14 protein-coding genes and 5 pseudogenes are annotated in these 24,197 nt (G+C 63.2%); 18 read left to right on the plus strand and 1 reads right to left on the minus strand.

From position 1 onward, the window contains the following. The first annotated feature begins 1 nt into the window (after position 1). The 14 genes and pseudogenes from mrdA to ACCQ00_RS03505 all read left to right on the plus strand — a co-directional run bounded on the left by mrdA (position 2) and on the right by ACCQ00_RS03505 (position 18,235). The gene (gene mrdA / locus ACCQ00_RS03440) at positions 2 to 2,062 is read left to right on the plus strand and encodes a penicillin-binding protein 2 (RefSeq protein WP_039568032.1); all 2,061 of its coding nucleotides are present in this window, start codon (positions 2 to 4) and stop codon (positions 2,060 to 2,062) included. Then, positions 2,059 to 3,177 carry a rod shape-determining protein RodA gene (gene rodA, locus ACCQ00_RS03445; protein WP_017155401.1) on the plus strand — a complete coding sequence of 373 codons (1,119 nt, stop codon included), beginning with the start codon at positions 2,059 to 2,061 and terminating at the stop codon, positions 3,175 to 3,177. The genes mrdA and rodA overlap by 4 nt, the downstream gene beginning before the upstream one ends. 304 nt (positions 3,178 to 3,481) lie before the next feature. Further along, complete coding sequence (locus ACCQ00_RS03450; protein ID WP_039568030.1) at positions 3,482 to 5,179, plus strand: type IV secretory system conjugative DNA transfer family protein; 1,698 nt, start codon at positions 3,482 to 3,484, stop codon at positions 5,177 to 5,179. A 266-nt stretch (positions 5,180 to 5,445) separates the two neighbouring features. Then, positions 5,446 to 5,659 (plus strand): annotated as a pseudogene (locus ACCQ00_RS03455) (hypothetical protein); the annotation flags it as partial. A 99-nt stretch (positions 5,660 to 5,758) separates the two neighbouring features. Next, positions 5,759 to 6,742: an IS5-like element ISXfu1 family transposase gene (locus ACCQ00_RS03460; protein ID WP_022557821.1), complete on the plus strand. Its 984-nt coding sequence runs from the start codon at positions 5,759 to 5,761 to the stop codon at positions 6,740 to 6,742. A 323-nt stretch (positions 6,743 to 7,065) separates the two neighbouring features. Beyond that, a complete protein-coding gene (locus ACCQ00_RS03465; RefSeq protein ID WP_039571165.1) occupies positions 7,066 to 7,707 on the plus strand; it encodes a hypothetical protein in 642 nt (213 codons plus the stop codon). After that, positions 7,704 to 8,288 (plus strand): annotated as a pseudogene (locus tag ACCQ00_RS03470) (zeta toxin family protein); the annotation flags it as partial. The gene ACCQ00_RS03465 and the pseudogene ACCQ00_RS03470, both read left to right, overlap by 4 nt. Positions 8,289 to 9,915: 1,627 nt before the next feature. Continuing rightward, positions 9,916 to 10,236: pseudogene (locus tag ACCQ00_RS03475) on the plus strand (hypothetical protein); the annotation flags it as partial. Between the two features lie 355 nt (positions 10,237 to 10,591). Then, positions 10,592 to 10,663: pseudogene (locus ACCQ00_RS03480) on the plus strand (hypothetical protein); the annotation flags it as partial. Positions 10,664 to 10,894: 231 nt separating this feature from the next. After that, positions 10,895 to 11,505 (plus strand): annotated as a pseudogene (locus ACCQ00_RS03485) (hypothetical protein). 483 nt (positions 11,506 to 11,988) lie between these two features. Beyond that, complete coding sequence (locus ACCQ00_RS03490; RefSeq protein WP_039571164.1) at positions 11,989 to 13,386, plus strand: glycoside hydrolase family 28 protein; 1,398 nt, start codon at positions 11,989 to 11,991, stop codon at positions 13,384 to 13,386. A gap of 583 nt (positions 13,387 to 13,969) precedes the next feature. Continuing rightward, entirely contained in the window at positions 13,970 to 15,118 is a 1,149-nt protein-coding gene (mltB, locus tag ACCQ00_RS03495) for a lytic murein transglycosylase B (protein ID WP_099770664.1), read from the plus strand. Next, the gene (locus ACCQ00_RS03500; protein WP_039573206.1) at positions 15,115 to 16,527 is read left to right on the plus strand and encodes a septal ring lytic transglycosylase RlpA family protein; all 1,413 of its coding nucleotides are present in this window, start codon (positions 15,115 to 15,117) and stop codon (positions 16,525 to 16,527) included. The genes mltB and ACCQ00_RS03500 overlap by 4 nt, the downstream gene beginning before the upstream one ends. A 502-nt stretch (positions 16,528 to 17,029) precedes the next feature. Then, positions 17,030 to 18,235 carry a D-alanyl-D-alanine carboxypeptidase family protein gene (locus ACCQ00_RS03505; RefSeq protein WP_017155354.1) on the plus strand — a complete coding sequence of 402 codons (1,206 nt, stop codon included), beginning with the start codon at positions 17,030 to 17,032 and terminating at the stop codon, positions 18,233 to 18,235. 145 nt (positions 18,236 to 18,380) lie between these two features. On the opposite strand, the gene ACCQ00_RS03510 is transcribed toward ACCQ00_RS03505, so the two are convergent. Beyond that, positions 18,381 to 19,358, minus strand: a complete 978-nt coding sequence (locus tag ACCQ00_RS03510) for a lipid A deacylase LpxR family protein (RefSeq protein ID WP_372354065.1) — start codon at positions 19,356 to 19,358, stop codon at positions 18,381 to 18,383. Positions 19,359 to 19,627: 269 nt separating this feature from the next. On the opposite strand from ACCQ00_RS03510, the gene ACCQ00_RS03515 reads away from it, so the two are divergent. The 4 genes from ACCQ00_RS03515 to ACCQ00_RS03530 all read left to right on the plus strand — a co-directional run bounded on the left by ACCQ00_RS03515 (position 19,628) and on the right by ACCQ00_RS03530 (position 24,180). After that, positions 19,628 to 19,906, plus strand: a complete 279-nt coding sequence (locus ACCQ00_RS03515) for a YbeD family protein (protein WP_039573211.1) — start codon at positions 19,628 to 19,630, stop codon at positions 19,904 to 19,906. After that, the gene (gene lipB / locus ACCQ00_RS03520) at positions 19,894 to 20,592 is read left to right on the plus strand and encodes a lipoyl(octanoyl) transferase LipB (protein WP_039573214.1); all 699 of its coding nucleotides are present in this window, start codon (positions 19,894 to 19,896) and stop codon (positions 20,590 to 20,592) included. The genes ACCQ00_RS03515 and lipB overlap by 13 nt, the downstream gene beginning before the upstream one ends. A gap of 15 nt (positions 20,593 to 20,607) precedes the next feature. Next, positions 20,608 to 21,621, plus strand: coding sequence for a lipoyl synthase (gene lipA / locus ACCQ00_RS03525; protein WP_008577899.1), 1,014 nt, complete (start codon positions 20,608 to 20,610; stop codon positions 21,619 to 21,621). Positions 21,622 to 22,020: 399 nt separating this feature from the next. After that, positions 22,021 to 24,180, plus strand: a complete 2,160-nt coding sequence (locus tag ACCQ00_RS03530; protein ID WP_180301586.1) for a carboxy terminal-processing peptidase — start codon at positions 22,021 to 22,023, stop codon at positions 24,178 to 24,180. Positions 24,181 to 24,197: the final 17 nt, after the last annotated feature.

Below are 24,197 nucleotides of genomic sequence, written 5' to 3' on the forward strand. Positions count from 1 at the left end.
CATGCACGGGCGCCGTCATCCCAAGAATCCGCATGCGGAGGCCGAACAGTTCCGCCGCCGCGCGGTGCTGGGCTTTGCGATGGTGGTGATCTGCCTGGTGGGCCTGGGCGGCTGGTATTTCAAATTGCAGGTGCTCGACCACGAGGTCTACGCCACGCGCTCGGAGGCCAACCGCATCAAGCCCAAACCGGTGGTGCCCGGGCGCGGCATGATCTACGACCGCACCGGCCGGCTGCTGGCCGAAAACGTGCCGGCGTTTCGTCTGGACGTGACCCCCGACAAGGTCGCCGACATGAACGCCATGCTGGACGCGCTGGGCAAGGTGATCCCGATCGCGCCGGAGGATCTGGAGCGCTTCAACCGCGAGCGCCGCGCGCGCCGCAGCTTCCTGCCGGTGACGCTCAAGCTGCGCATGAGCGATGAAGAAATGGCACGGTTCGCGGTGGAGCGCTGGCGCTTTCCCGGCGTGGAGCTCGAGCCGTACCTGACCCGGCGTTATCCCTACGGGCCGTTGTTCGCGCACATCATCGGCTATGTGGGCCGCATCGACGAAAAAGACCTGGCGGTGCTGGGCGAGGGCAATGCTGCGCTCACCCACATGGGCAAATCCGGGCTGGAGCGCTACTACGAGCAGGATCTGCGCGGGCAAGTCGGTTACGAGCAGGTCGAAACCAATGTCCAGGGTCGCGCGATCCGCACCGTCGGCCGGGTCGCGCCGCAGTCCGGTGCGGATCTGCGGCTGTCGGTGGATGCGGACCTACAGCGCGCGATGGTGGCCGCCTTTGGCGAGCACGAAGGGGCGGCGATCGCGATGGACCCGCGCACCGGCGAGATCCTGGGCATGGTCAGCCTGCCCAGCTACGACCCCAACCTGTTCGTCAACGGCATCTCGCATACCGATTTCAAGATGCTCAACGACAACCCGTCGCGGCCGCAGTTCAACCGGCTGGTGCTGGGCGGCGTGGCGCCGGGCTCTACGCTCAAGCCGTTGATCGCGTTGGCCGGCCTGGACAGCGGCCTGCGCCGGCCGGAAGACCGGGTGCTGTCCACCGGCATGTTCTATCTTCCCGGCGTCAGCCGCGGCTGGGGCGACTCGCACCGCGGCGGCCACGGCTGGACCGACCTGCGCAAGTCGATCGCCCAATCGGTCAATACCTATTACTACCGCCTGGCGGTGGACATGGGCATCGAGCGCTTCGACCACTACATGGGCGAATACGGCTTCGGCCAGCCCACCGGGGTGGACCTGCTCGGCGAGATCGGCGGCATCCTGCCTTCGCCGGCCTACAAGTACAAGACGCGCAAGGAGCGCTGGTATCCGGGCGACACCGTCAACATCGCCATCGGCCAGGGCGACTGGAAGGTCACCCCGCTGCAGCTGGTGCGCGGCGTCTCGGCGATCGCCAGCGGTTTGCTGCTGCGCCCGCACCTGGTGCTGGAAGAACGCACCGGTTTCGATCATCCCTGGGAGCCGATGATCCAGCCGCCCGGCAAGCCGATCAGCCAGAACCCGGCGCATCTGCAGGTGGTGCGCGAGGGCATGATGGACACCATGCGGCCCGGCGGTACCGGCTATGCGATCACCCCGGGTGCGCCGTACCAGATGGCCGGCAAGACCGGCACCGCACAGGTGGTCAGCCGCAAGGGCGTGGCGGCGGTGGACCCGCGCAGCCTGCCGTTACACCTGCGTCACCGCGGCCTGTTCGTCGGTTTCGCGCCGGCCGACAACCCGGTCATCGCGGTGGCGGTGGCAGTGGAAGGCGGCGGTTTCGGCACCAGCTCGGCCGCGCCGATCGCGCGCAAGATCTTCGATGCCTGGCTGCTGGGCAAGATGCCCGCCGGTCTGGAGCCGCTGGACAGCGAGCTCGGCATGACCGCGGTGGGTGTCAACCAGTTCGAAGCCGGTGTCACCGACGCGCGCGCAGCCGGCGACGCGGCCGCTGCCACACTGGACGAGCTACCGGTGGTGATCGGCCAGAGCGCCGTTGCGCTGGACCCCAACACCCCCGCGCAACCGATCGTGCCGGATGTGCCGGACGCGGTGCAGGAGACCGACCATTGAGCGACATCCTGCGCTGGTTGGTGGACATGGCCGCGCGCTTTACGCGCAGCCTGGACTGGGTGCTGTGCCTGGCGCTGGGGGGGCTGATGGCCATCGGCCTGTCGGTGCTCAAGAGCGCCGGCGGCACTGCCAATGGCGAGCATCTGATGCTGGCGCAGGGCATCCGCTTCATCATCGGGGCGGCGGCGATGTGGGGTATTTCGCGCATGTCGGTGCTGCGCCTGCGCGCCTGGACGCCGTGGGTGTACGGCTTGTCGATGCTGCCCCTGCTGGCGGTCTTCGCGCTGGGCACCGGTAAGTACGGCCGGCAGTGGCTGGACCTGAAAGTGTTCTACCTGCAGCCGGCCGAGCTGCTCAAGATCAGCTTGCCGATGATGGCGGCCTGGTATCTGCACCGCATGCCGCTGCCGCCGCGCATTTCCACCGTGCTGGTGACCGGCGTGATTATCGGCGTACCCACCGCGCTGATCATGCTGCAGCCGGACTTCGGCACCGGTGTGTTGATCGCTGCCAGCGGCGTGTTCGTGCTGCTGCTGGCCGGCCTGCCGTGGTGGTGGGTGGCGGTGGGTGTGGGCGGTGTGTCTGCGGCTGCGCCGGTGGCGTGGTTCTGGCTGCTGCGGCCGTACCAGAAGGACCGCATCATGATGTTCCTCAACCCCGAGAACGACGCGCTTGGCGCGGGCTGGAACATCATCCAGTCCAAGATCGCGATTGGCTCGGGTGGGTTGAACGGCAAGGGCTGGGGCCTGGGCTCGCAATCGCACCTGAACTTCATTCCCGAACAGACCACCGACTTTGCGTTCTCGGTGCTCAGCGAAGAATTTGGCTGGATCGGCGTCGCCACCGTGCTGACCTTGTACCTGATCGTCATCGGCCGCTGCCTGTGGATCGCCTCGCAGGCGCGCGACACCTATTCGCGCCTGGTTGCCGGCGCCACCGGCCTGGCGTTCTTCGTCTACGTGCTGGTCAACGGCGGCATGATTTCCGGCCTGCTACCGGTGGTGGGCGTGCCGATGCCGCTGATGAGCTACGGCGGCACCTCGGCGGTGTCGTTGCTGGCCGGCCTGGGGCTGGTGATGGCGGTGAAGTCGCATCGCCCGGTGCATGGTTACTGAGGCGTGCCGATTGCGTGGGTCAACGCATAAGGCGGTAGGTGCGGAGACGGCAACTGGAACTGATTGGCAGCGCTTATTTGGGGAGCCAAGCGCAAGCGATCCAATCTGAACGAATCGTCGAGCCTTGTAACTCCTTGCCTGATTTATCGCCTCGGTATGGGTGCTATTCGATAGGGAGCAGATCGGACAAACCGCATTCGTGGCGATACCGCTCCAATTCGACGTTATGGCGTGATCCTGTAATCTGGCAGGCAAAAATGTCCTGAAAACACGCTAAGGATGCGAGCATGGAAGGCATCGAGTTATGAGCGGAAAGATCAAAATTGGCGTCGCCACCGGATTGTTGCTGTTCGCCTTGACGTTGGGGCTTTTTTTCTCAGGCCAGTTGATCTTGATGCTGTTGAATGTGGCTGGGCCGCTCAGCGTCGGCACCTACTGGTCTTACGTCAACGCGCTCGACCTCCCGCAGTTCGCTCCCTATGCCACCAAGATCAAGCTCGCTGGCGCCCTCGGCTTCGGCGTGCCGCTGCTGGCCTGGATCGCGCTGCTGATTCCGTTGTTCAAACCGAAGGCGGCCGCCTTGCATGGCGATGCGCGCTTTGCTTCTGGCAGTGATCTGGCCAAGAAGGACATGCTCAAACCCTCGCCAACCGGCATCGTGGTCGGCAAGCACGGTGGCAAGTTAGTGCGCCTACCTGGGCAGCAGTTTGTGATCCTGGCCGCGCCCACGCGTTCCGGCAAGGGGGTGGGCATCGTCATTCCCAATCTGCTCGACTACCAAGGCTCGGTGGTGGTGCTGGACATCAAGCAGGAAAACTTTGACTTGACCTCGGGCTGGCGCAAGAGCCAAGGCCAAGAGGTCTTTTTGTTCAACCCCTTTGCCGAAGACGGGCGCACGCACCGCTGGAATCCGTTGAGCTACATCTCGCCCGATCCCGCCTTTCGCGTGTCGGACCTGATGAGTATCGCGGCGATGCTCTATCCAGACGGCTCTGACGCCCAGAAGTTCTGGGTGAGCCAAGCGCGCAACGCCTTCATGGCGTTTACGCTTTATCTGTTCGATAGCCTCGATGATCAGATCAAGCGTAAGCATCCAAAAGAGATGTGGATGTTCCCAACGCTTGGGATGCTCTATCGGGTGTCGTCTGGGGATGGGAGCGACTTGAAGGGCTACCTCAAAAAGCTCTCGCAGCGCGACTTCCTGGGGCGCGATGCCAAGATGGCCTTTGACAATTTACTCTCGCAAGCCGAAGAGACGTTCGCCTCGATCATGGGCACGTTCAAGGAGCCGCTCAACCAGTTCATCAATCCAGTCCTGGATGCATCGACCAGCGACAACGACTTCCTGCTGACCGATGTGCGCAAGAAGAAGATGAGCATCTACATCGGCATCCAGCCGAACAAGCTGGCCGAAAGCCGCTTGTTGATCAACCTGCTGTTTAGTCAGCTCATCAACCTCAACACCAAAGAGCTGCCGCAGAACAACCCGGCGCTCAAACACCAGTGTTTGCTGCTGATGGATGAGTTCACGTCCATCGGCCGGGTCGACATCATTGCAAGCGCGGTGAGCTACATGGCTGGCTACAACATTCGCTTGCTGCCGATTATCCAGAGCATGGCGCAGCTGGACGCGACCTATGGCAAGGATGTCTCGCGCACCATCATCACCAACCATGCCTTGCAAATCGTCTATGCCCCGCGCGAGCAGCAAGACGCCAACGACTATTCGGACATGCTCGGCTACACCACGGTGCGCAAGAAGAACAAGTCGCACACCAGTGGCAAGCAAAGCAGTGTGTCCTACTCCGAAACCGAGCAGCGCCGCGCATTGATGCTGCCGCAGGAATTGAAAGCGATGGGCTTTGACAAGGAGGTCTTTCTCTATGAAGGCATCCCGAGCCCGGTGCTCTGCGAGAAGATCAAGTATTACGAAGATACCTACTTCACCAAGCGCTTGTTGCCGAAAGTGAAGATCGAAGCCTTACAGATGGTCCCCGCATGAGTGATAGCACACCTTCCAATAAGCCTAAAAGTCGATTGAAGGCTGATGGCAGTCACAGTCAAACGCTGCTGCGTGATCTGGCATTGATCAATGCGCGCACTGTGCAGCAGTTGGGGCCATTGCAACCAGGCGCGTCCGTGGCAACGCCTAATCGCAAGCCCAATCTTCCACGTCCAACGCCACACCTCAATCAGGATGCTGTCATGACTCAGACCAACGATTCTTCGCCTGATTCGATCGGTGCACGACCACCAGTGTCACAAGGGTTGCGCGAAAGCTTCAAGGATTAACCCCGATCACATCGCGCGGTTGGAAAGCGCGCTCCAAGAGTCGGTCGATAAGCCATCGCCGATCACTCCGCCATTTGAGTTTGCGATTTGGGCGATCGAGGGCTGTCTTGATACCTTTATCGACGAATCACGTGAAAAGCTCAGGGTTGCAGAACAAACGGGCGACCCAGAAGCAATCGCACTGGCGAAGGCAACGCATCTACTCATGCTTCATAGCGTCGCTAAGGAAACTCTGAACAATCCGTCCTGATCTGCCACAATCGATCATCGACCCGAGTAGACGATTTCGATGCAGCTGACCTTCGGCGACGCGGAGTACGACGGCAAGCGCAAGCGGACGCGGCGTGAGGTGTTTTTGGCCGAGATGGAGCAGGTCGTGCCGTGGAAGGAGCTGCTGGGGCTGATCGAGCCGCACTATCCGAAGTCGGGGCAACCGGGACGACAGCCGTATCGGCTGGAGACGATGCTGCGCATCCACTTTTTGCAGCAGTGGTATGCATTGAGCGATCCATCGGCGGAAGAAGCCTTGTACGACACGGTGTCGATGCGCCGTTTCGCCAAGATCGGCGGGCTGGATGAGGTGCCGGACGAGACGACGATTCTCAACTTTCGCCATCTGCTGGAGCAGCACGATTTGGCGCGCAAGCTGTTCAATCGGGTGAACGCGCATCTGTCGCGCAAGGGTCAGAGCCTGCGCGGCGGGACGATTGTGGATGCCACGATTATCTCTGCGCCCAGTTCGACCAAGAACAAGGACGGTGAGCGCGATCCGGAGATGCGCCAGACCAAGAAGGGCAACCAATACTTCTTCGGGATGAAGGCGCACATTGGAGTGGATGATGAATCCGGCCTAGTGCACCACGTGGAATGCACGGCAGCCAACGTGGCGGACATCACGCAAGCGCACAAGCTGCTGCATGGCAAGGAAGACACGGTGTGTGGGGACAGCGGCTACACCGGGCTTGAGAAGCGCGATGAGATCAAGGGCAAGCGCAAGCTACGCTACCTGATCGCGGAGAAGCCCTCGAAGCTGAAGCAGATCAAGAACAAGCGCGAACTGAAGTTGGCCAAGCGCTGGGAGCACACCAAGGCCAGCCTGCGTGCGAAGGTGGAACATCCGTTTCGGGTGATCAAGCGCCAGTTTGGCTATGCCAAGGTGCGCTATCGCGGCCTGGTCAAAAACACCGCGCAGGTGCTGACGCTCTTTGCGCTGTCGAACCTGTGGCTGAAGCGGAAGCAGTTGATGCCTGCCGTTGGGAAGTTGTGCCTGTAATGGGGAGAACGCCCCGAGAATGCGCTGGAAACAGCGAAAAACCGAAGGTGTGAGCGTAGTCAGCGCTACCGATGCGGGTCGACGCATCCTCTGGCCGCATTGATCAGACCATCCCTAAGGGCACATGGAAGGGGCAGAACTTGATGGATTATTTTGGCTTCCCAAGTTCGAATTATCCCAATGGTCAAAGCCAGCGCATCACGCAGGACGTTGAAATGACACAGGAAACTGTTTCTTCTGGCTGACTTGGCCGCTTATTTTGAAGGAGCGCAAGAAAATTCATAGCGCCCCCCACCCGCGCGACATCTGTTAAGGAAACGCATATGAGCGTTCCGCCTGAATCCCGTTATGCCGTCCTGGCGCGTCGTGTCGTCGAGACGTACGCGGCGCAGCTGCTGCGCGATCTACAGATCATCAACGAGCGCACGGTGCGCGAGCTTGGCCCGCCACCGCATGGCGGGCTGCCCGTGCAGGTCAAGCGCAAACCCAAGCCGGCGCCGTGGGTGCAGCCGGTCCCTGCATTGGATGACAATGCGCACACTGCGCCGCACGTGCCCATGCCTGAGAGGAAAGACCCTGCCATGTCCAAGCCCATGCCTCCCGCCATTGAAAACGGCTTGCCTGCGCCTCCTGTGCCGCAGAAATTGCGTGAGCTACTGAAAGACTATCCTGAGTTGATTCAGCGCTTGCAGGAGGTTCTCGACGATTACAGCAGGAAGCCCAATCGACTAATGCCATTCGATGGGGCCATCTGGGCGCTCGAAGGAAGACTTGATTCGTTTTTCTCCGAAGCACGCGAGGAACTCGAAGCCGCTTATGCCAAAGGTGATCCTGAAGGAATTGAAAAGGCTAAGAAGAAAAGATTTGCTGTTGGATACAGTCGCTTGAATAAGGGGCCAATGTCTGAATTAGCCTCTTACTTTGAAGGAGCGAGGGATCAAGTGATAAGGAACGCAAGGCCATGAGTGATTATGCGCTCCCCCATGATGAGCACAGGAAGATTCTCAATGAGGAAATTTTTCCAGATAGTGGCTTGTTAAAAAAATCGCCATTTGATCGCCCCACTGCCATCATCCTGGGAGGCCAACCGGGTTCAGGGAAGGGACGACTTGCCGAAGCAGCCGAGCTTGAGCTCAGCGGGGATGCAGTAAAGATCGATCCAGACGAACTACGCGACTTCCACCCCCAAGTAAAAGCTCTACGCAACGCCCACCCCTACACCTGGTCCGGCTACACCCACCCCGATGCCAGTCAGTGGGCCGACGAACTGCTGCAGGCCACCATCGAAGGCAAAAAGAACCTGATCTTCGACACCACGCTCAGCAACGGCCAGTGGAGTTCGGAGCTGATCAAGGATCTGCAATCGCGTGGCTACACTGTCGAGGTGCGCGCGATGGCGGCGCACAAGCTGGAAAGCGAGCATGGCGTCGATTCCAGGTTTTCTCAACAACTGGATCGGGAAGGTTACGGCCGCTACGTGCCCGAAGGCGCCCGCGAGGCGATCTATGCAAAGTTGCCGGTCAGCCTGGATACCGTGCACGCGCAGACCAGCGCACCCATCCGTATCTTCAACCGCCAGGGTGCCGAGGTTTACGATAGCCGCACCGACGCACGTCCGCCCGGGCAGGCACTGGAAGAGGCGCGCAATGCGTGGTTCAAGGATCCAGCGGTCACCCAAGCACTGCGTGAAAGCTGGCAACAACAGGTCGATTGGCACCGCGATCTGCCGGCGCATGTGCAGGACATCCCCAACGCCACCCCTGCCGTTCAGGAGCACGTGCTCGCTGAGCACGCCGAGCTGCACGTCAGTGACGGCGTGAACGGCCGGCTGGAAGGCATTGCCACCATTGATGAACTCGTGCGACCAGGCGCGCCGCCTGCACGCGTGCCTGTGCCCGAGCCGGAGATCCCGGGCCTGCGTCGTGCCGGGATGACAGCAGGGCTTGCGGGTTTGGGCGTTGCCGCGACCGCCTACGACGCGTCGCAAGCCGGAGAGCGTGTTGGCACGCTGTTGGCACAAGACAACCTCACCGCTGCGCGCTCGGAAGCGTTGCACTTTGCTGCGCGAGGCGCGGGTGGCTGGGCCGGAGGTGCCGCCACCGCTGCCGTTGTTGGCACCACCGGTGCCGGCCCTGTCGCGCTGGTGGTGGCCGATGGTTATCTGTTCAGTGCCGCTGCCGACAAGGTCGTGACGCTTTGGGACAACCGCCAGATCAATACGCAGACCGACAAGCAGGGCGTGAGCTGGGAGTTCAACGGCAACCAGTGGCTTCGCCAAGAGAAGGCCGACCTGCAAGACGATGGCGTGGATACGCCACAGAAGCAGGGCATGTTCGCGCTGCCTGAAAAAGCGCGCGAGCTGAACTATCACGCCAGTAGCGAAGCGACCGAGCAGGCGCTGGGCAAGGTGCAATCCCGTAATCCCTATGTGCAGCCATCCAGTGATGCTGATGCGGCGCATCTTTACGCACGGGATTGGCGGCATGATCCGGCGAGTGGCCAGTGGTCACGCATGATCGCCGACGAAGTCGACCGGAACGATCGACCTGTCTGGACAGCTGATCCAGCGAGCCCTGAGCGCAATGCTGCACTGGACCAGCAGGCAGCTCAGGTGGTGGACGCCAACATTGCCCGTGGCCCGGCTGCGATTGCAGCGACCTATCAAGCTGCTTATCAGCGCAATGGCTGGGACGACTTCGGCCCTGTGCCAGCGGCCGTGCAGGCTGCCTTGAACCCGGATTCCTTGCAAGCATCAGACGGCAGGCAGTATCAGCGCGATACCCAGGGCAAGTGGCGACATGATGGTGTTGCTGCCGAAGGCAATGTCCCGTTAGAACTCAATGCAACGCGCGAACGCTTGCAGCCGGCCTTGGAGCAGCATGCGCAGGCAATGGCACAGATGCCGGCAAGGCAAACGCCAACGCTGCAGCAGCAAGATCAGGCCAATACCGAAGCGACATATGCCGCTTATGGCGTTGCGCCCAATGCCCAGACTGCAGGGGCGATCCAGCTTGCGGTGCAGAAGACCCGTGAGGCAAACGGAATCGATGCAGCAACCAGCTCTTTGGCATTGGAGCGTGATGCGACCGGCCAGTACTCGGTGGACAGTCCCATCCAGCATTTGAGCCGTGACGCCGATGGTTTAGTGCGCGTTGCGGCAACCACCAGCACTGATGAGATCCATCAGGCACTTGGGCAGCTGCAATCAGTTCGGCAAGAGCAACCACCTTCGACGGGTGCACCCGAGCTGCGCATTGACGCGCAATCGCCCCAAGAGCGCGATGCCTACGATCAAGCATTGCGCGAAGCCAATCGGCAGGGCGTTTCCACGCAAGAAGCGCAACAGGTCGCAAGCTTCGCGGCAACCACCTTTACTGCTCCGCGTGTAGACGAAACCCAAGCGCCTCAGGCAGCCATTGATGCGCAGCGGGATCGAGATATTGCACGCGCCGCTGAGCAGCCTACTGTTGCTGAGGCCGGCGCGCCTGCTCCTGTCGTGGCGGCTACATCCGTCAACGCGTCGCTGCCAGAAGACGTGCGCCCGGTTGCCAAGCCTACCGAACCGAAGCCCGAGTCTGTCCCACAACGCGAATCCCAAGAAACCCGAACCCTGAGGTTGCCGCACCCTCGGCAGCCGGCGCAGTCCAGCCGAAGGCAGAGGCAGTGGCGCCAGCTTCTGCAAGCGCATCTGCGCCGAGTGTCGGATCGCCTTCATCAGCTCTCACGTCTAGTGAGGAAACCCCAACCCAGGCAACTGTTCCAACGCCGTCGGCATCAGGTGAGGTGGAAGGGTTGCGCCTGGGCGACCGGGGACAAGAGGTCGAGTTCTTGCAGTATCGCTTGCAGCAAGTGGATGCCCGGGGTCCGGATGGCCAGGCCGTGCCGCAAAACGGGCACTACGGTCCAGAGACCGAACATGTCGTGCGGCAGTTCCAGCAAGACCAAGGGTTGCCGGCAACGGGCATTGTCGGCCAAGACCTGGATGCGGCGCTGTCTCAGGCGCAAGGCGCGCGCCGAGATGGCTTGGAATCCACAGCGCCGGCTTCGGCAAATGCGGCGGTGGAGCAGAGCGGTGAGCATCAAGCCAGAGTAGTCACACCACGGAACGAAGCGCCATCGGCTGTTCCATTTCAGGCAGAACAGCAAGAGGCGATGCAGGCGTCGTCGCCGGCAATGCCAACGCCAACGCTGAGCGAAGTGCCGGCACAGATCGTCTTGCCTGAGCGTCAAGCCGCTATCTCTGCGTCTTGGCCTAGCTTTGGTGGTGCAACCGCCCGCTCGAATGCGCACGAACACGAGAAGGATCGGGTCGAGCAAGCGAGACCCTCCCAAGATGCCGCTCAGCAGGCGTTTCCCTCTAATCATCGGGATTACGCGTTGTTCTCTGCCATCCAGGCACAACTTCCGAAAGGCACTTCCGATGAGAAAACGGCCGAAATGCTCCATGCCGTCAAAGAGTCAGGGATCGAGCGTGCGGATGAATCCGCAAAGTGATCATCCAAGACGATGTCGCGTTCGTCTTTGGCAAAACGCCCGGGTTCCACTCGGAAACCGCGCTCAACACGCCATCGCCTAGCATCAATGAGACCTTGCAGAAGACGGAGGCAATGGATCAACAAAGGGCGCAGGAGATGGTGCAATTCCAGCGCGAGCGCGAAGAAATCGACAAGAACCCGACAGGCCCAGTGATGACACTTGCTGCGCGCTCCCAGCAACACGCTACGTCCCCAGTTTCAAACGGAGATGGTGGGGGAGATGGTTGACGCAGGTCGTCTTCGCAGTGCGTTGTGTGGATGTCTGGATCCCGCTGCCTGTCGCGTCTCGCTGTTTATGCCTCCAAACTTGAAAGGTTAATGAGGATGCCGGCAGGTGCCCGGCTTGGACGTGATGACGGCCGTAAAGACGCACTGGCCGGTGCACGGATACAGACGTGAGAGTGTGCCGCTTCGCTGCGTCAGTGCCGTTCCCGCGCATTTCTTTGCGCGCATGCAATGTCGCAACGGCGATCGATGCGACACTCGCATGTCAAACGCTGACACGCTTTCAATCGCGTCGCGTTTTTGCGCAGTGCATTGCAACGCCGATACACCGGCGTAGGCTTGCTTCGTTCGTGTGGCGCCGGGTTCGCGCGCGCTCTGCGTGCACGGACAGTGCTCCGTAGAGTCAGCCACTGCATTGCAGCGTTGGCGGCTGCACCGAGTCGCCTGAACAAGCGCGTGCCATTCCTTTTTCGGGTGATCTCTTCCATGAAACTGCTAACCGCCGCCATCGGCGTTGTCTGTCTATCGCTCTGTGCGCAAGCCGGCGCCGTTACGTTTGCTACCGGCGATACGCGCGCGGTCGCGCAACCGGCGATTCCCGCCACTTGCCAGCCGTCCTTGAAGGCCAGCCAGACGCCGGCCGGGCGGCAATTCGACGCCGCGCTGGAAAGCGCGCCGCCTGATACCAAGGCCATCCAGGCCGCGCTCAACGCCTGCAAGAATGGGAGCGTGCTGTTGACCAGCGGCAGCGGCAACGCGTTTCTGACCGGGCCGTTGTCCATCCCGGCCAACGTCACCCTGGTCATCGACCAGGGCGTCACCTTGTACGGCTCGCGCAACCCGGCCGACTACGGCAGCGGTTGCGGCATTGCCGGTTCCAAGAGCGGGGCTTGCCTGCCGTTGATCAGCGTCAAGGGCAACAATGCAGGCGTGATGGGCATCCGCACCGGCGGGCGTCAGGGCACCATCGATGGGCGCGGCGATCAGACCATGCTGGGCAAGAGCACCACCTGGTGGGAGTTCGGCGAAAACGCCAAAAAGGCCAACCAGGTGCAGAACAGCCCGGACCTGATCAAGGTGCAGAATTCCAGCGATTTCACGCTCTATGACGTCAACCTGATCAATGCGCCGTACTTCCATTTCTTCTCGCATATCGTCAATGGCCTCACCGTCTGGGGCGTGCGGGTGAAATCGCCCGCCAGCAGCCCCAACACCGACGGCCTGGATCTGGACAGCGTGGTCAACGCCACCATCCACGACAGCGATGTGATGGGGGGCGACGACTGCGTGGCGATCAAGACCATTGCCTCCAGGTCGGCCAACATCACCGTGCGCAACAGCCGCTGCTATGGCACGCATGGCATCTCGATCGGCAGCGAAGTGATGTCCGGCGTCAGCAACGTGCTGGTGGACAACAATGCGCTGGTGTCCACCGACGATGCAGGTAACCGCAGCACCGACAACAATGGCCTGCGCATCAAGACCAGCATCGTCAAGGGCGGGCCGGTCAGCCAGGTGACTTATCGCAACACCTGCCTGTACGGGGTGACCAGCCCGGTGGTGATCAATCCGTTCTATGCCAGCGGCAGCAGCGGTACCACGCCGACCTTCAGCGCCATCGTCGTGGATGGATTGCGCAGCGCCAACGACGCCGGCGGCAAGGGATGGATCCTGCGCGGCTACGATGCGCAGACACCGCTGGATCTGGTGCTGGCCAATGTGGCCATCGGAAGCACCTCGGTGACGGTGACCGCCAGCAATGCACAGATCGGGCTCAGCAACAGCGCGCTGACACCGACCGGCACCGGAGTCACCACCGGCCCGGTACAGGTCAGTGGCGCGATCCCTGCCTGCTCGGGCGCTCCCGGTTTCCCGGCACTGTGAGACCGGCGCGGCCCTCCAACGGCCGCGTCGGACCGGCGGCTACCGCACAGCGCTGCACCCGCCGAGGTGGCGCAGTTGCGAACGCGTCTTCCGCAATCCACGCCGCATGCGCAGCTGCCATGCAGTTGCACGATTAGCATGCGTGAGACGAGCCGTCGCTGCCTGACCTGGACGAGCGCAGGCGACGACCGCGCTGACGAGTTGCCGTTCCAGGGTTATGCCCATCAGCCAGCCAGAGCCAATCCCACGGCCCGGCATCGGCCTAGCCAAACCATACGACCCGGTCTTGGCCTTGGCCCACAGCAACTTCCCAAGTTTGCCTCGGGGTGCAGCCTCAACCCTAAACGTAAAACTCCGTTTCTATTCTCGACTCATCCCACTCCCCACTCCCCACTCCCCATTCCCCATTCCCCATTCCCCATTCCCCATTCCCGATTCCCGATTCCCGAATCCCGAATCCCGATTCCCGAATCCCGAATCCCGAATCCCGAATTTGCTGCAACACCCCTTGACTTGATCCAAAGTCTTTGCGTTTCATGGCCTTATTGCCAGAAGTTCATCTGATGTCTGTTACCCTCGGCCGATGATTCGACGCACCCTGACCTGCCTGCTCACCCTCGGCCTTGTCGCCTGCGCGACCCAGCCCAGCCCTCCGCCCCCGCCACCGGCTGCCAGCGCGCCGCCGGCCAAGCCGCCGATTGCGCCAGTCGCGTCAGCCACGCCGGCCAGCGCTGCCGCCGAGGCGCCCGCGCTTCCGCCAGTGGACCTGACCCCGGTGCCGTTCGAGATCGCCCGCGCCAACTTCGTGCGCGACACCTCGGCCAGGTACGGCATCGATGCCGCGCAGATCGAGGCGACCCTGGCGCAGGCGCAGTTCAAGGACGCCATCGTTACCGCGATGTCGCGCCCGGCAGAACGGGTCAAGCCGTGGAACGAATACCGGCCCATGTTCATCACCCAGGCGCGCATTGATGGCGGCCGCAAGTTCCTGGCCGAACACCGTGCCGAGCTGAGCAAGGTCGAAGCCGCCACCGGTGTGCCGGCACAGGTGATCGTCGCCATCATCGGCGTGGAAACCAGCTACGGCAGCAACGCCGGCAAATACCGCGTGCTGGACGCGCTGTACACGCTGGCGTTCCGCTATCCGCGCAGCGGCGACCCGGCCAAGCTCGAACGCGAAGTGCGCCGCGAACTGTTTTTCCGCGATGAGCTCGGCCAGTTGTTCGCGCTCGCCAAGGAAGAGCAACTCGACGTCACCACCCTGATCGGCAGCTATGCCGGTGCGATGGGCATGGGCCAGTTCATGCCGTCCAGCTATCGCCAGTTCGGCGTGGATTGCGATGCCGACGGCAAGCGCAATCTGTTCACCGACTACAACGACGTGTTCGCCTCGATCGCCAATTACTTCGTCAAGAAGGGCGGCTGGGTGCGCGGCGGGCAGGTCGCGGTTCCGGCCACGCTGGCCGCCGGGCACGAAGAATTCAACCCGACCGACTGGTCGCCGGTGTACACGCTGTCCGACCTGTCGGCACGCGGCTATCACCCGAGCGCACCGGTGGTGGCCGGCAGCACCGCCACCCCGATCAGCCTGGATGACGCCAACGGCAAGCAGTACTGGCTGGGCTTCCAGAACTTCTACGCGATCACCCGGTACAACATTTCCAAGATGTATGCGATGGCCGTGTTCCAGCTGTCCGAGGCCATCGCCGGCAAGGAGTTACCCCCGGCATGAACAGCATTGCAGGCCCCAAGTGGCTGATCCCGATGGCGCTGATGCTCGGCCTGGCGGCCTGTAGCAGTGCACCGAAGAAGACTGCCGGCGGCACCGGCAGCGGCGCGATCAAGGGTGTGAAGGTCGAAGGCAAGGGTCCGGCGTATGTCGCCACCGGCTGCCCGTCCACCTCGCCGTATGCGCCCGCCAAGGAAGACCCATCCACGCGTGGCGATTACACCGCTGGCGGCTTGTACAAGCCCGGCGTGAAAGACTCCACGCCCGATCATGTGCCCAATGTGGCCTGCATCCCCGAGCCGTTGGTCACCAACGAGCCGCGCTCGGCGGTGGGCAATCGTTCGCCTTACGAAGTGCTGGGCAAGCGCTACGTGGTGATGGACAACCCCGGCGACTATGTCGAACGCGGCACCGCCTCGTACTACGGCAACAAGTTCCACGGCCGGCTGACCTCCAACAAGGAGGTCTACGACATGTACGCCTTCACCGCCGCGCACAAGACCTTGCCGCTGCCCAGCTTTGCGCTGGTGACCAACACCGACACCGGCCAGTCGGTGGTGGTGCGCGTCAACGACCGCGGCCCATTCCACGACGGCCGTGTGATCGATCTGAGCTACGCCGCCGCGGTGAAGTTGGGCATCACCGGCAAGGGCACCGGCAATGTCGAAGTCCGCGGCCTGACCGAAGCCGACAACGGCAACCTGCTCGCCAAGCGCCGCAGTGGCCAGGCAGCGGTGACTACCGCCGTTGCCACGGCGCGGCCGGCTGCCGCCGCCAGTCAGATCGATGGCCTGGTGCAGCGTCTGCCCGCCCGCACCGTGCCGCCGCGTGCCGCGGCGACCGCTGCCGGCACTGCGGTTGCCACACCTGCCGCTGCATCCACTGCCGGTGCGCCGGTCATTGCGGCCGGCGAGCGTTGGCGCTACCGCGTCGCCGATTCGCGCCAGCCTGGCAATGCCGACAACTTCGATGCCTGGATGAAAGCGCAGGGCGTGCGCGTGGCAACAGGCAAGCCGGCTGCTGCGGCCCCGCGCCCGGCCGCTTCAGCGTCTGCCGTCGTACCCGCCGCGGCGCCGCCCGTGGCGGTTGCGGCGGTCAAGCCGTCCGAAAACACTGCCTCGCGCCCGCTCAAGGCCGAGCCAGCGCCCGCCAAGGCACCCAGCGTGGCCGAAGCTGCGCTCGGCGACATCCTGCTGCAGGTCGCCAGTTTCGCCAGCCGCGAAAACGCCAACCGCGCACTGTCGCAACTGGCCTCGGCGGGGATTGCCGGCGCCAGCGTCAGCGACATCGTCAGTGGCGGGCGCACGCTGTGGCGGCTACGCGTGAATGCACGCGACCACGCAAATGCCTCGGAGATTGCCCAGCGCATCGCCGGTCTTGGCTTCGGTCGCCCGCAGATCGTGGCCAATTAACGGCGGGCGAGTCGGTGACTGCGTCGGCCAATGACGCGCGAGCGCATGCGTCACTGGCGCGCCAGCCACCTAGGTCATCTTGCTTGAACGCCAGCGCGCCGGTGACTGCATTAGCCCATCAGCCACGGCGCAGCAGGCGCTCGCGCTTGCTGCGTCGGCTGTCATGGAACAGCTGGGACGCGCCAGATTGGTTGGCAGACATTGCCTCTCCACAGTGCGGGCGCGGCCACGGCCGGAATTGATACGCCCCTGGTGCACTTCGAGACCCATCGCTGTTGCATCCAGCCAACCGCTCAGCGCCACAGTCGCCTGTTCCAAGGTCGCTCCAAGCGACGCCGAAGCTGTGGGTGGCGCCTCCGGCAGCGCGCCGCAGGCGCCACGCGCATGGCGCCATCGCTGAACTGTGCAAGCGCTCGCATCTTGCAACGCGTCGCCCTGATCGCCGTGGCGCCTTACAATTTCGCTTTGCCCAGCTTTCGGGCCCGTCAGGAGTCGTTCTTCAATGAAATTCCGCTTCGCCGCCGCTGCCGTGGCCACGTTCGCCTTCGGCCTGGTCTGCGCCCAGACACCTGCGCCGCAGCCGACTCCTGCCGTGGCTGCCGCCCCGGCCGCCTTGCCGGTGCCGCCGGCGCCCGCCCCGGCCGTGTCCAAGTCCTGGATCCTGATGGACTACGCCACCGGGCAGGTGCTGGCCGGTGAGAACATCCACCAGCAACTGGCGCCGGCCAGCATCACCAAGGTGATGACCTCTTACGTGGTCGCCGCCGAGATCAAGAACGGCAAGGTCAAGCGCGACGATCAGGTCATGATGAGCGAACGCGCCTGGCGCGAAGGCGGCGCCGGCACCGACGGCAGCTACAGCGGCTTCCCGGTCAACCAGACCGCGCGCCTGGAAGACATGGAAAAGGGCATGGCGATCCAGTCCGGCAACGATGCCGCCATCGCGCTGGCCGAGCACGTGGCCGGCAGCGAAGAAGCCTTCGCCTCGCTGATGAACAGCTACGCCGCCAAGATCGGCATGAAGGATTCGTACTTCGTCAACGCGCACGGACTGAGCGCCGAAGGGCATCACTCCACCGCCTACGACCTGGCCCTGCTGGGCCGCGCGATGGTGCGCGATTACCCGGAGACCTACGCCTACAACAAAATCAAGGAATTCCAGGTCGGCAGCATCAAGCAGAGCAACCGTAACCGGCTGCTGTGGCGCGATCCGGCGGTGGACGGCATCAAGACCGGTCACACCTCCGAAGCCGGCTACTGCCTGCTGAGCTCGGCCAAGCGCGGCGATCAGCGCCTGATCGCCGTGGTCATGGGCGACAGCTCCGAAGAACAGCGCGCCACCGATAGCCTGGCGCTGCTCAACTGGGGCTTCCGCTTCTTCGAAACCCACAGCCTGTACGCGCCCGGCAAGGTCGTCACCAAGCAGAAGGTCTGGAAGGGCCAGCAGGACGAAGTGCAGCTCGGCGTGGCACAGCCGCTGCTGGTCAGCCTGCAGCGCGGCCGCTACAACGACCTCAAGCCCAGCATGGAAGTGCCCAAGAACCTGCAGGCACCGATCAAGCAGGGCCAACAGGTCGGCACCGTGAAGGTCAGCCTGGACGGCAAGGTCATCGCGCAGGCCCCGCTGGTCGCCATCAACGCCGTCGAAGAGGGCGGATTCTTCAAGCGCCTCTGGGACGCGTTCTGGATGTGGTGGGAATCGGAGTGATCCAAAGAAAAAGCCGGCGAAAGCCGGCTTTTTCTTTGCTGGGATTGGGGATTGGGCATTCGGGATTGGCAAATGCCAGAGCAGCATCGAATCGCCAGTAGTCCGCTCCCACGAATCCCCAATCCCGACTCCCCAATCCCACCCCTCAAAGCATCCGACTGATCGTAAAACTGCCATACACCGGCGTTTCGCGCTGGGTGTCGAATTCGCGGGTGCGGTGGTAGCGGGCGAGGGCGAATTTCCAGCGGCCGTACATCACCGCCAGGCCGTAGCCCACATCGCCGACGAACGGGCGCTTGTCCACGCTGTGGCTGTTGCGGAAGGTGTTGCCGTCCAGGGTGATGTCGCGGATCACCCAGCGCGCATCGGTGGTGACGAACAGGTGGCCGGACCAACCGCTGGCGCGCCCGAGCCGGCTGGGGGCGGTGTTTTCGCCCGCGGGGCGGGTCGGGGTGCTGCCGAAGTCGTCCGGCAGCTTCCAGCCAAAGCGGGCCTCGCCGCCGGCATCGGCCGGCCAGCGATGCATGCGCTCGTGCACCAGGTTGATCAGCGGCTCGTTGTGCAGCTGGTTGTCCCAGCCCTGGAATTTCTCGTCGCCGAGCGCATCGTGGATCGCATCCTGTGCTTCCTTCGCAAGCGCCCACGGGCCGACAACGCCGACCTGCAGCTGCGTGGTGCGCAGATGTGCATCGTTACGCGCGTTGTAGCCGAAGCTCGCCAGCAGGATGCCGGCATACGGGCGGTCGTCCGGGATGACGTCGCGGCGGGTGTAATCGGTCGGAGTGAAGATCGCCTGGCCGATCGAGAACACCATGTTCTGCTGGTCGAACTCGCCCGGGTGCAGCCGCTCCAGATAGCTGTTGACCCACCGCGCAGTCCGCGGCAGGCATGGGTCGTCGGTGTAATCGACCAGGTTGGGCGACACCAGCGTCAGCACCGCACCGTTGGAATATCCCTGGTCCTGATCTTCACCGCCGAACAAGTCGTTATCGACACGGAAGTTCACCGCAGGCGGCGTGCGCCCAAGACGGCTGGAATCGCACTGATCCGCCGCCAGGGCCGGCAACGACAGCCCGGAAAGAGAAAGCAGCAAGGCAGCAGACAACGCGCGCGGTCGGAGCATGGAAGGCCTGGGGAGGTGAGCTGGAATCGGAAAAATGCCTGCGTCTTCTGTTGCGCCGTGTGAAGTGTGTGGTCGCCATTGCAGCCTCTGCCGCTTCGGCTTGCGCCCGCGCTGCCAACCATCCATGGCTGCGTTCGGTTCAGCAGCGTAGTTGCGTCACATTTTCGGAAGGTTTGGCGCCGCTTGAATGGCGGCACTACAGACAAGCCAAGCGTGTTGGTCGGTTGCAGAGGCTTGGGTTTGCCCATCGCCGGCCCGATAATGGGGCGATGGATATCAGCACCGACAACCCCGACCACGGCTTTCAGTTTCCCGGCACCTTCGAGCTCAGCGCCATGGGCACGGCCGAGCGTGGGCTGGAAACCGAGCTTCCGCGTCTGCTTGCCACCACCGGCGTGGAACTGCTGCAAGAGAGCGTGAGCTGGAAGCATTCTTCCAGCGGAAAATATGTTTCGGTCAAGATTGGCTTCCGTGCCGAAAGCCGCGAGCAGTTCGAGGCCGCACATCAGGCGCTACGCGATCATCCGGAAGTGAAGTGGACGCTGTAGCGGCCGAGCCTGTGGGCAGCTCCCTGGCTGGCTTGGCTGCGCAATTGCGCGACCTCGGCCAGCAAGACTACGCGCCCGTGTGGCGTGCAATGCAGCGTTTCACCGATGCGCGTGATGAGCATACGGCCGATGAGGTCTGGGTGGTCGAGCATGCGCCGGTGTTTACGCTGGGTCAGGCCGGCAAGCCCGAGCATGTGCTGGCCCCGGGCGAGATTCCGGTGCTGCAGGTCGATCGCGGCGGGCAGGTCACGTATCACGGTCCCGGCCAGTTGGTCGTTTACCCGTTGCTGGATCTGCGCCGGCTGAAGATCGGCGTGCGCGATTACGTCTGCAAGATCGAGCAGGCGCTGATCGATACGCTGGATGAGTGGAACATCGCGGCCGAGCGCCGCGACGGTGCCCCCGGGGTGTATGTGGGCGGGGCCAAGATCGCCGCGCTCGGGATCCGCGTGCGGCGTGGCTGCACCTTCCACGGGTTGTCGTTCAACGTGGACATGGACCTGGAACCGTTCCACCGCATCAACCCGTGTGGCTACCAGGGCCTGCAGGTGACCTCGGTGCTAGACTTGGGCGGCCCCTCCGGGATGGACGCCGTCAAGGCGGTGCTGCTCGACCAGCTGGCGCGCCAGTTCGGCCTCGTGCTGCAGCCCGTTTCCGCATTGCCCGACCTTTCGCTTCCGGCCTGAGCGCCCCGTATCGTCATGACCCAGCCTATCGCCCGTTCCATTCCCTTGCAGGTCGTCTCCGGCGACACCGCCGCGCCTGCGCCGCTGCAGACCGGCGTCAAGCAAATCGGTGGCGACAAGATCAACCGCTCGCCGGTGCAGTTCGTCGATGCGCCGGTGCTGCGCAAGCCGTCGTGGATCCGGGTGCGGATTCCCTCCGGCAATGCGGTACAGAACCTCAAGGCCAAGCTGCGCGAAAACCGCCTGGTCACGGTGTGCGAAGAAGCCAGCTGCCCCAACATCCACGAATGCTTCAGCCACGGCACCGCGACCTTCATGATCCTGGGCGAGGTGTGCACGCGGCGCTGTTCGTTCTGCGACGTGGCACACGGCCGGCCCAAGCCGCCGGACGCGAGCGAACCGGCCAGCCTGGCCGCCACCGTGGCCGACATGGGCCTGAAGTACGTGGTGGTGACCAGCGTGGACCGCGACGATCTACGCGATGGTGGCGCGCAGCATTTCGTCGACTGCATTTCGGCGATCCGGGCCAGTTCGCCCAACACGCGTATCGAAATCCTGACCCCGGATTTCCGCGGCAAGGGCCGCATGGACCGCGCGCTGGAGATCCTGGCGCTGAGCCCGCCGGACGTGTTCAACCACAACATCGAAACCGTGCCGGACCTGTACCCGAACGTGCGCCCCGGTGCGGACTACCAGTGGTCGCTGACGCTGTTGCAGCGGTTCAAGGCGCAGCATCCTTCCATCGCCACCAAGTCCGGCATCATGCTGGGCCTGGGCGAGACGATGGAGCAGGTGCAGGCCACGCTACGCGACTTGCGCGCACACGACGTGGACATGATCACCATCGGCCAGTATCTGCAGCCGACGCCGCACCATCATCCGGTGATGCGTTACTGGACGCCGGAGGAATACAAGGCGCTGGAAGACTATGGCAACGCGCTGGGCTTCAGTCATGTCGCCTCCGGCCCGATGGTGCGTTCGTCGTATCACGCCGATCGGCAGGCTGCGGGCGCAGGCGTCGCCGCCTGAGTCGGCAACAGGCGATCGGCGGCTGCCGCGCCGGGTGCGCGATCGATGCTGGAGTCTGCCCCGCGTCGCGGGTCTGTTCGATGCAGGCCGGTCCCGCATGTTGCCGGTAGACCACTGACCGAGCAGTCGCGGCGTGCTACCGCCGGCCACATCGCAGTGCCCAGCAACGACAGCCCCTTGCATCGCGCGGGGCTGTCTCGCCTCTGGTCCATGCGGCGCGCAGCCGCAAGGTACGGTCTCGTTCACAATCTGCTACGGGCCCGGCGCTAGGCTGATTCAGCCAGCGGATGACAACGCCAGCAACTTTCGGCACTGTCATGCTGTCTGATCCGTTCACCGCCCTTCTTTCGTCGGCCTCGTGCCGAGAGCCATTCGATGACCTACAACGTTTCTTCGTGCATGAAGGCCGGCCTGCTGGCGCTGGTGTTGACCACTCCGATGGCCTTGCTCGCACGCGCCGATACCGCGCTGCCCGCCGCTGCCACGCCCGACCAAGCGACGGCCACCAAACTCGTCTACGGCCTGCTCTCCGACAGCCGCTATGCCTACCGGCCGCGCACGTTGGACGAGGCGATGTCCAAGGACGTGTTCAAGCGCTACCTGGAAACGCTGGATGGCGGCAAACAGTTCTTCACCCAGGCCGATATCGACAGTTTCGCGCCGCTCCAGGCCGGTGTGGGCGATGCGTTGCGCGGTGGCAACCTTGAGCCGGCGTTCCAGGTGTTCTCGGTCTACAAGAAGCGTGTCGATCAACGCGTCAAGTATGCGCGCGACCTGCTCAAGCAGGACTTCGATTTCAGCGGGAACGACAAGTTCGAATACGACCGCAAGGACGTGCCGTGGGCTGCAGACGACAAGCAGTTGGACGTGCTGTGGCGCCAGTCGGTGATGAACGATTGGCTGCGCCTGAAGCTGGCCGGCAAGAAGCCCGACGACATCCGCAAGACGCTGGACAAGCGGTATGTGGCACTGGCCGATTCGGTCAAGCAGCTCAAGGGCGAAGACGTGTTCCAGTTCTTCGTCAACGCCTATACCAATGCCGTCGACCCGCACACCGACTACTTCACCCCGCGCACTGCCGAAACGTTCAACCAGCAGATGTCGCTGTCGCTGGAAGGCATTGGCGCACAGCTGCAGAAGCAGGACGACATGGTGGTGATCCGCGAGGTGATCCCGGGCGGTCCAGCGGCGGTCGATGGCACGCTCAAGCCGGGCGATCGCATCGTCGGCGTTGGGCAGGCCAAGAATGGCGCGATCGAAGATGTGATCGGCTGGCGCATCGATGACGTGGTGGCCAAGATCCGCGGCAGCAAGGACACCCAGGTGCGCCTGGAGTACATCCCGGCCGAGTCGGGCATCGATGGCAAGCACCGCACGGTGACCCTGACCCGTCAGAAGGTGCGTCTGGCCGAACAGGCTGCCAAGGGCGAAACCATCACCTTGCCGGCCACCGGCAGCGAACCGCAGCGCCGCATCGGCATCATCAAGTTGCCGGGCTTCTACCAGGATTTCGAGGGCCGTCGCCGCAATGCAGCCGACTATGCCTCGGCCACGCGCGACGTTGCCAAGCTGCTGGCCGGCTTCAAGACCGACAAGGTCGATGGCGTGGTGCTTGATCTGCGCAACAACGGCGGTGGTTCGCTCGACGAGGCGATCGAACTGACCGGCTTGTTCATCGAACAGGGCCCGGTGGTGCAGGTACGCGAATCCGGCGGCCGCGTCACCGTCAATGGCGACAGCGACCCCAAGGTTGCCTGGGACGGCCCGCTGGCCGTCTTGATCAATCGCGGCTCGGCGTCGGCATCGGAGATCTTTGCCGGTGCGATCCAGGATTACGGGCGTGGGCTGGTGATCGGTGAAACCAGCTTCGGCAAGGGCACCGTGCAGAACATCGTCGACCTGGATCGCTGGCCGGCTGCCGAAGGGCAGCGGTATGGGCAGGTCAAGCTGACGATCGCGCAGTTCTTCCGCGTCAGCGGCTCCAGCACCCAGCACAAGGGTGTGGTGCCGGATATCGCCTTCCCGGCCAGCGTGGATGCCACCGAGTTCGGTGAGAGTACCTACGACAATGCATTGCCGTGGACGCGCATCGCCGCTGCGCCGCATACCCAGTACGGCAATTTCGCACCGTTGCTGCCCAAGTTGCAGTCCCTGCACACTGCGCGCGTCGCCACCGACAAGGAATTCCAGTGGTGGGAAGAAGACGTCAAGCAGTTCCGCGACGAAAAGGCCAAGAAGTACATTTCGTTGAATGAGGCCGAGCGCGTTGCCGAGCGACAGAAGCAGGATCAGCAGCGCAAGAACCGCCAGCAGATTCGCAAGCAACTCGGCCTGCCGCTGGATCCGCTTGCCGAAGACAGCGACGACGGCCTGACCGGCAACGAGCGCGACATCGTCAAGGACACGGCACGCGAAAAGGCCGCCGAAAAGCGTCCGGATCCGCTGCTGCATGAGTCGGCGGCGATCCTGGCCGATGCGCTGGGCTTGCTGTCGCAGGACAAGCCGTTGTCGGCCCAGGTGCTGCCGAAGTCGACTGCACCGGGACGTTGGGCAGACTGAGCCGGGTTGCCGATTCA

The sequence above is a fragment of the Xanthomonas sp. NCPPB 3761 genome, assembly GCF_041475705.2.
GTDB classification, from domain to species: Bacteria; Pseudomonadota; Gammaproteobacteria; order Xanthomonadales; family Xanthomonadaceae; genus Xanthomonas; species Xanthomonas phaseoli.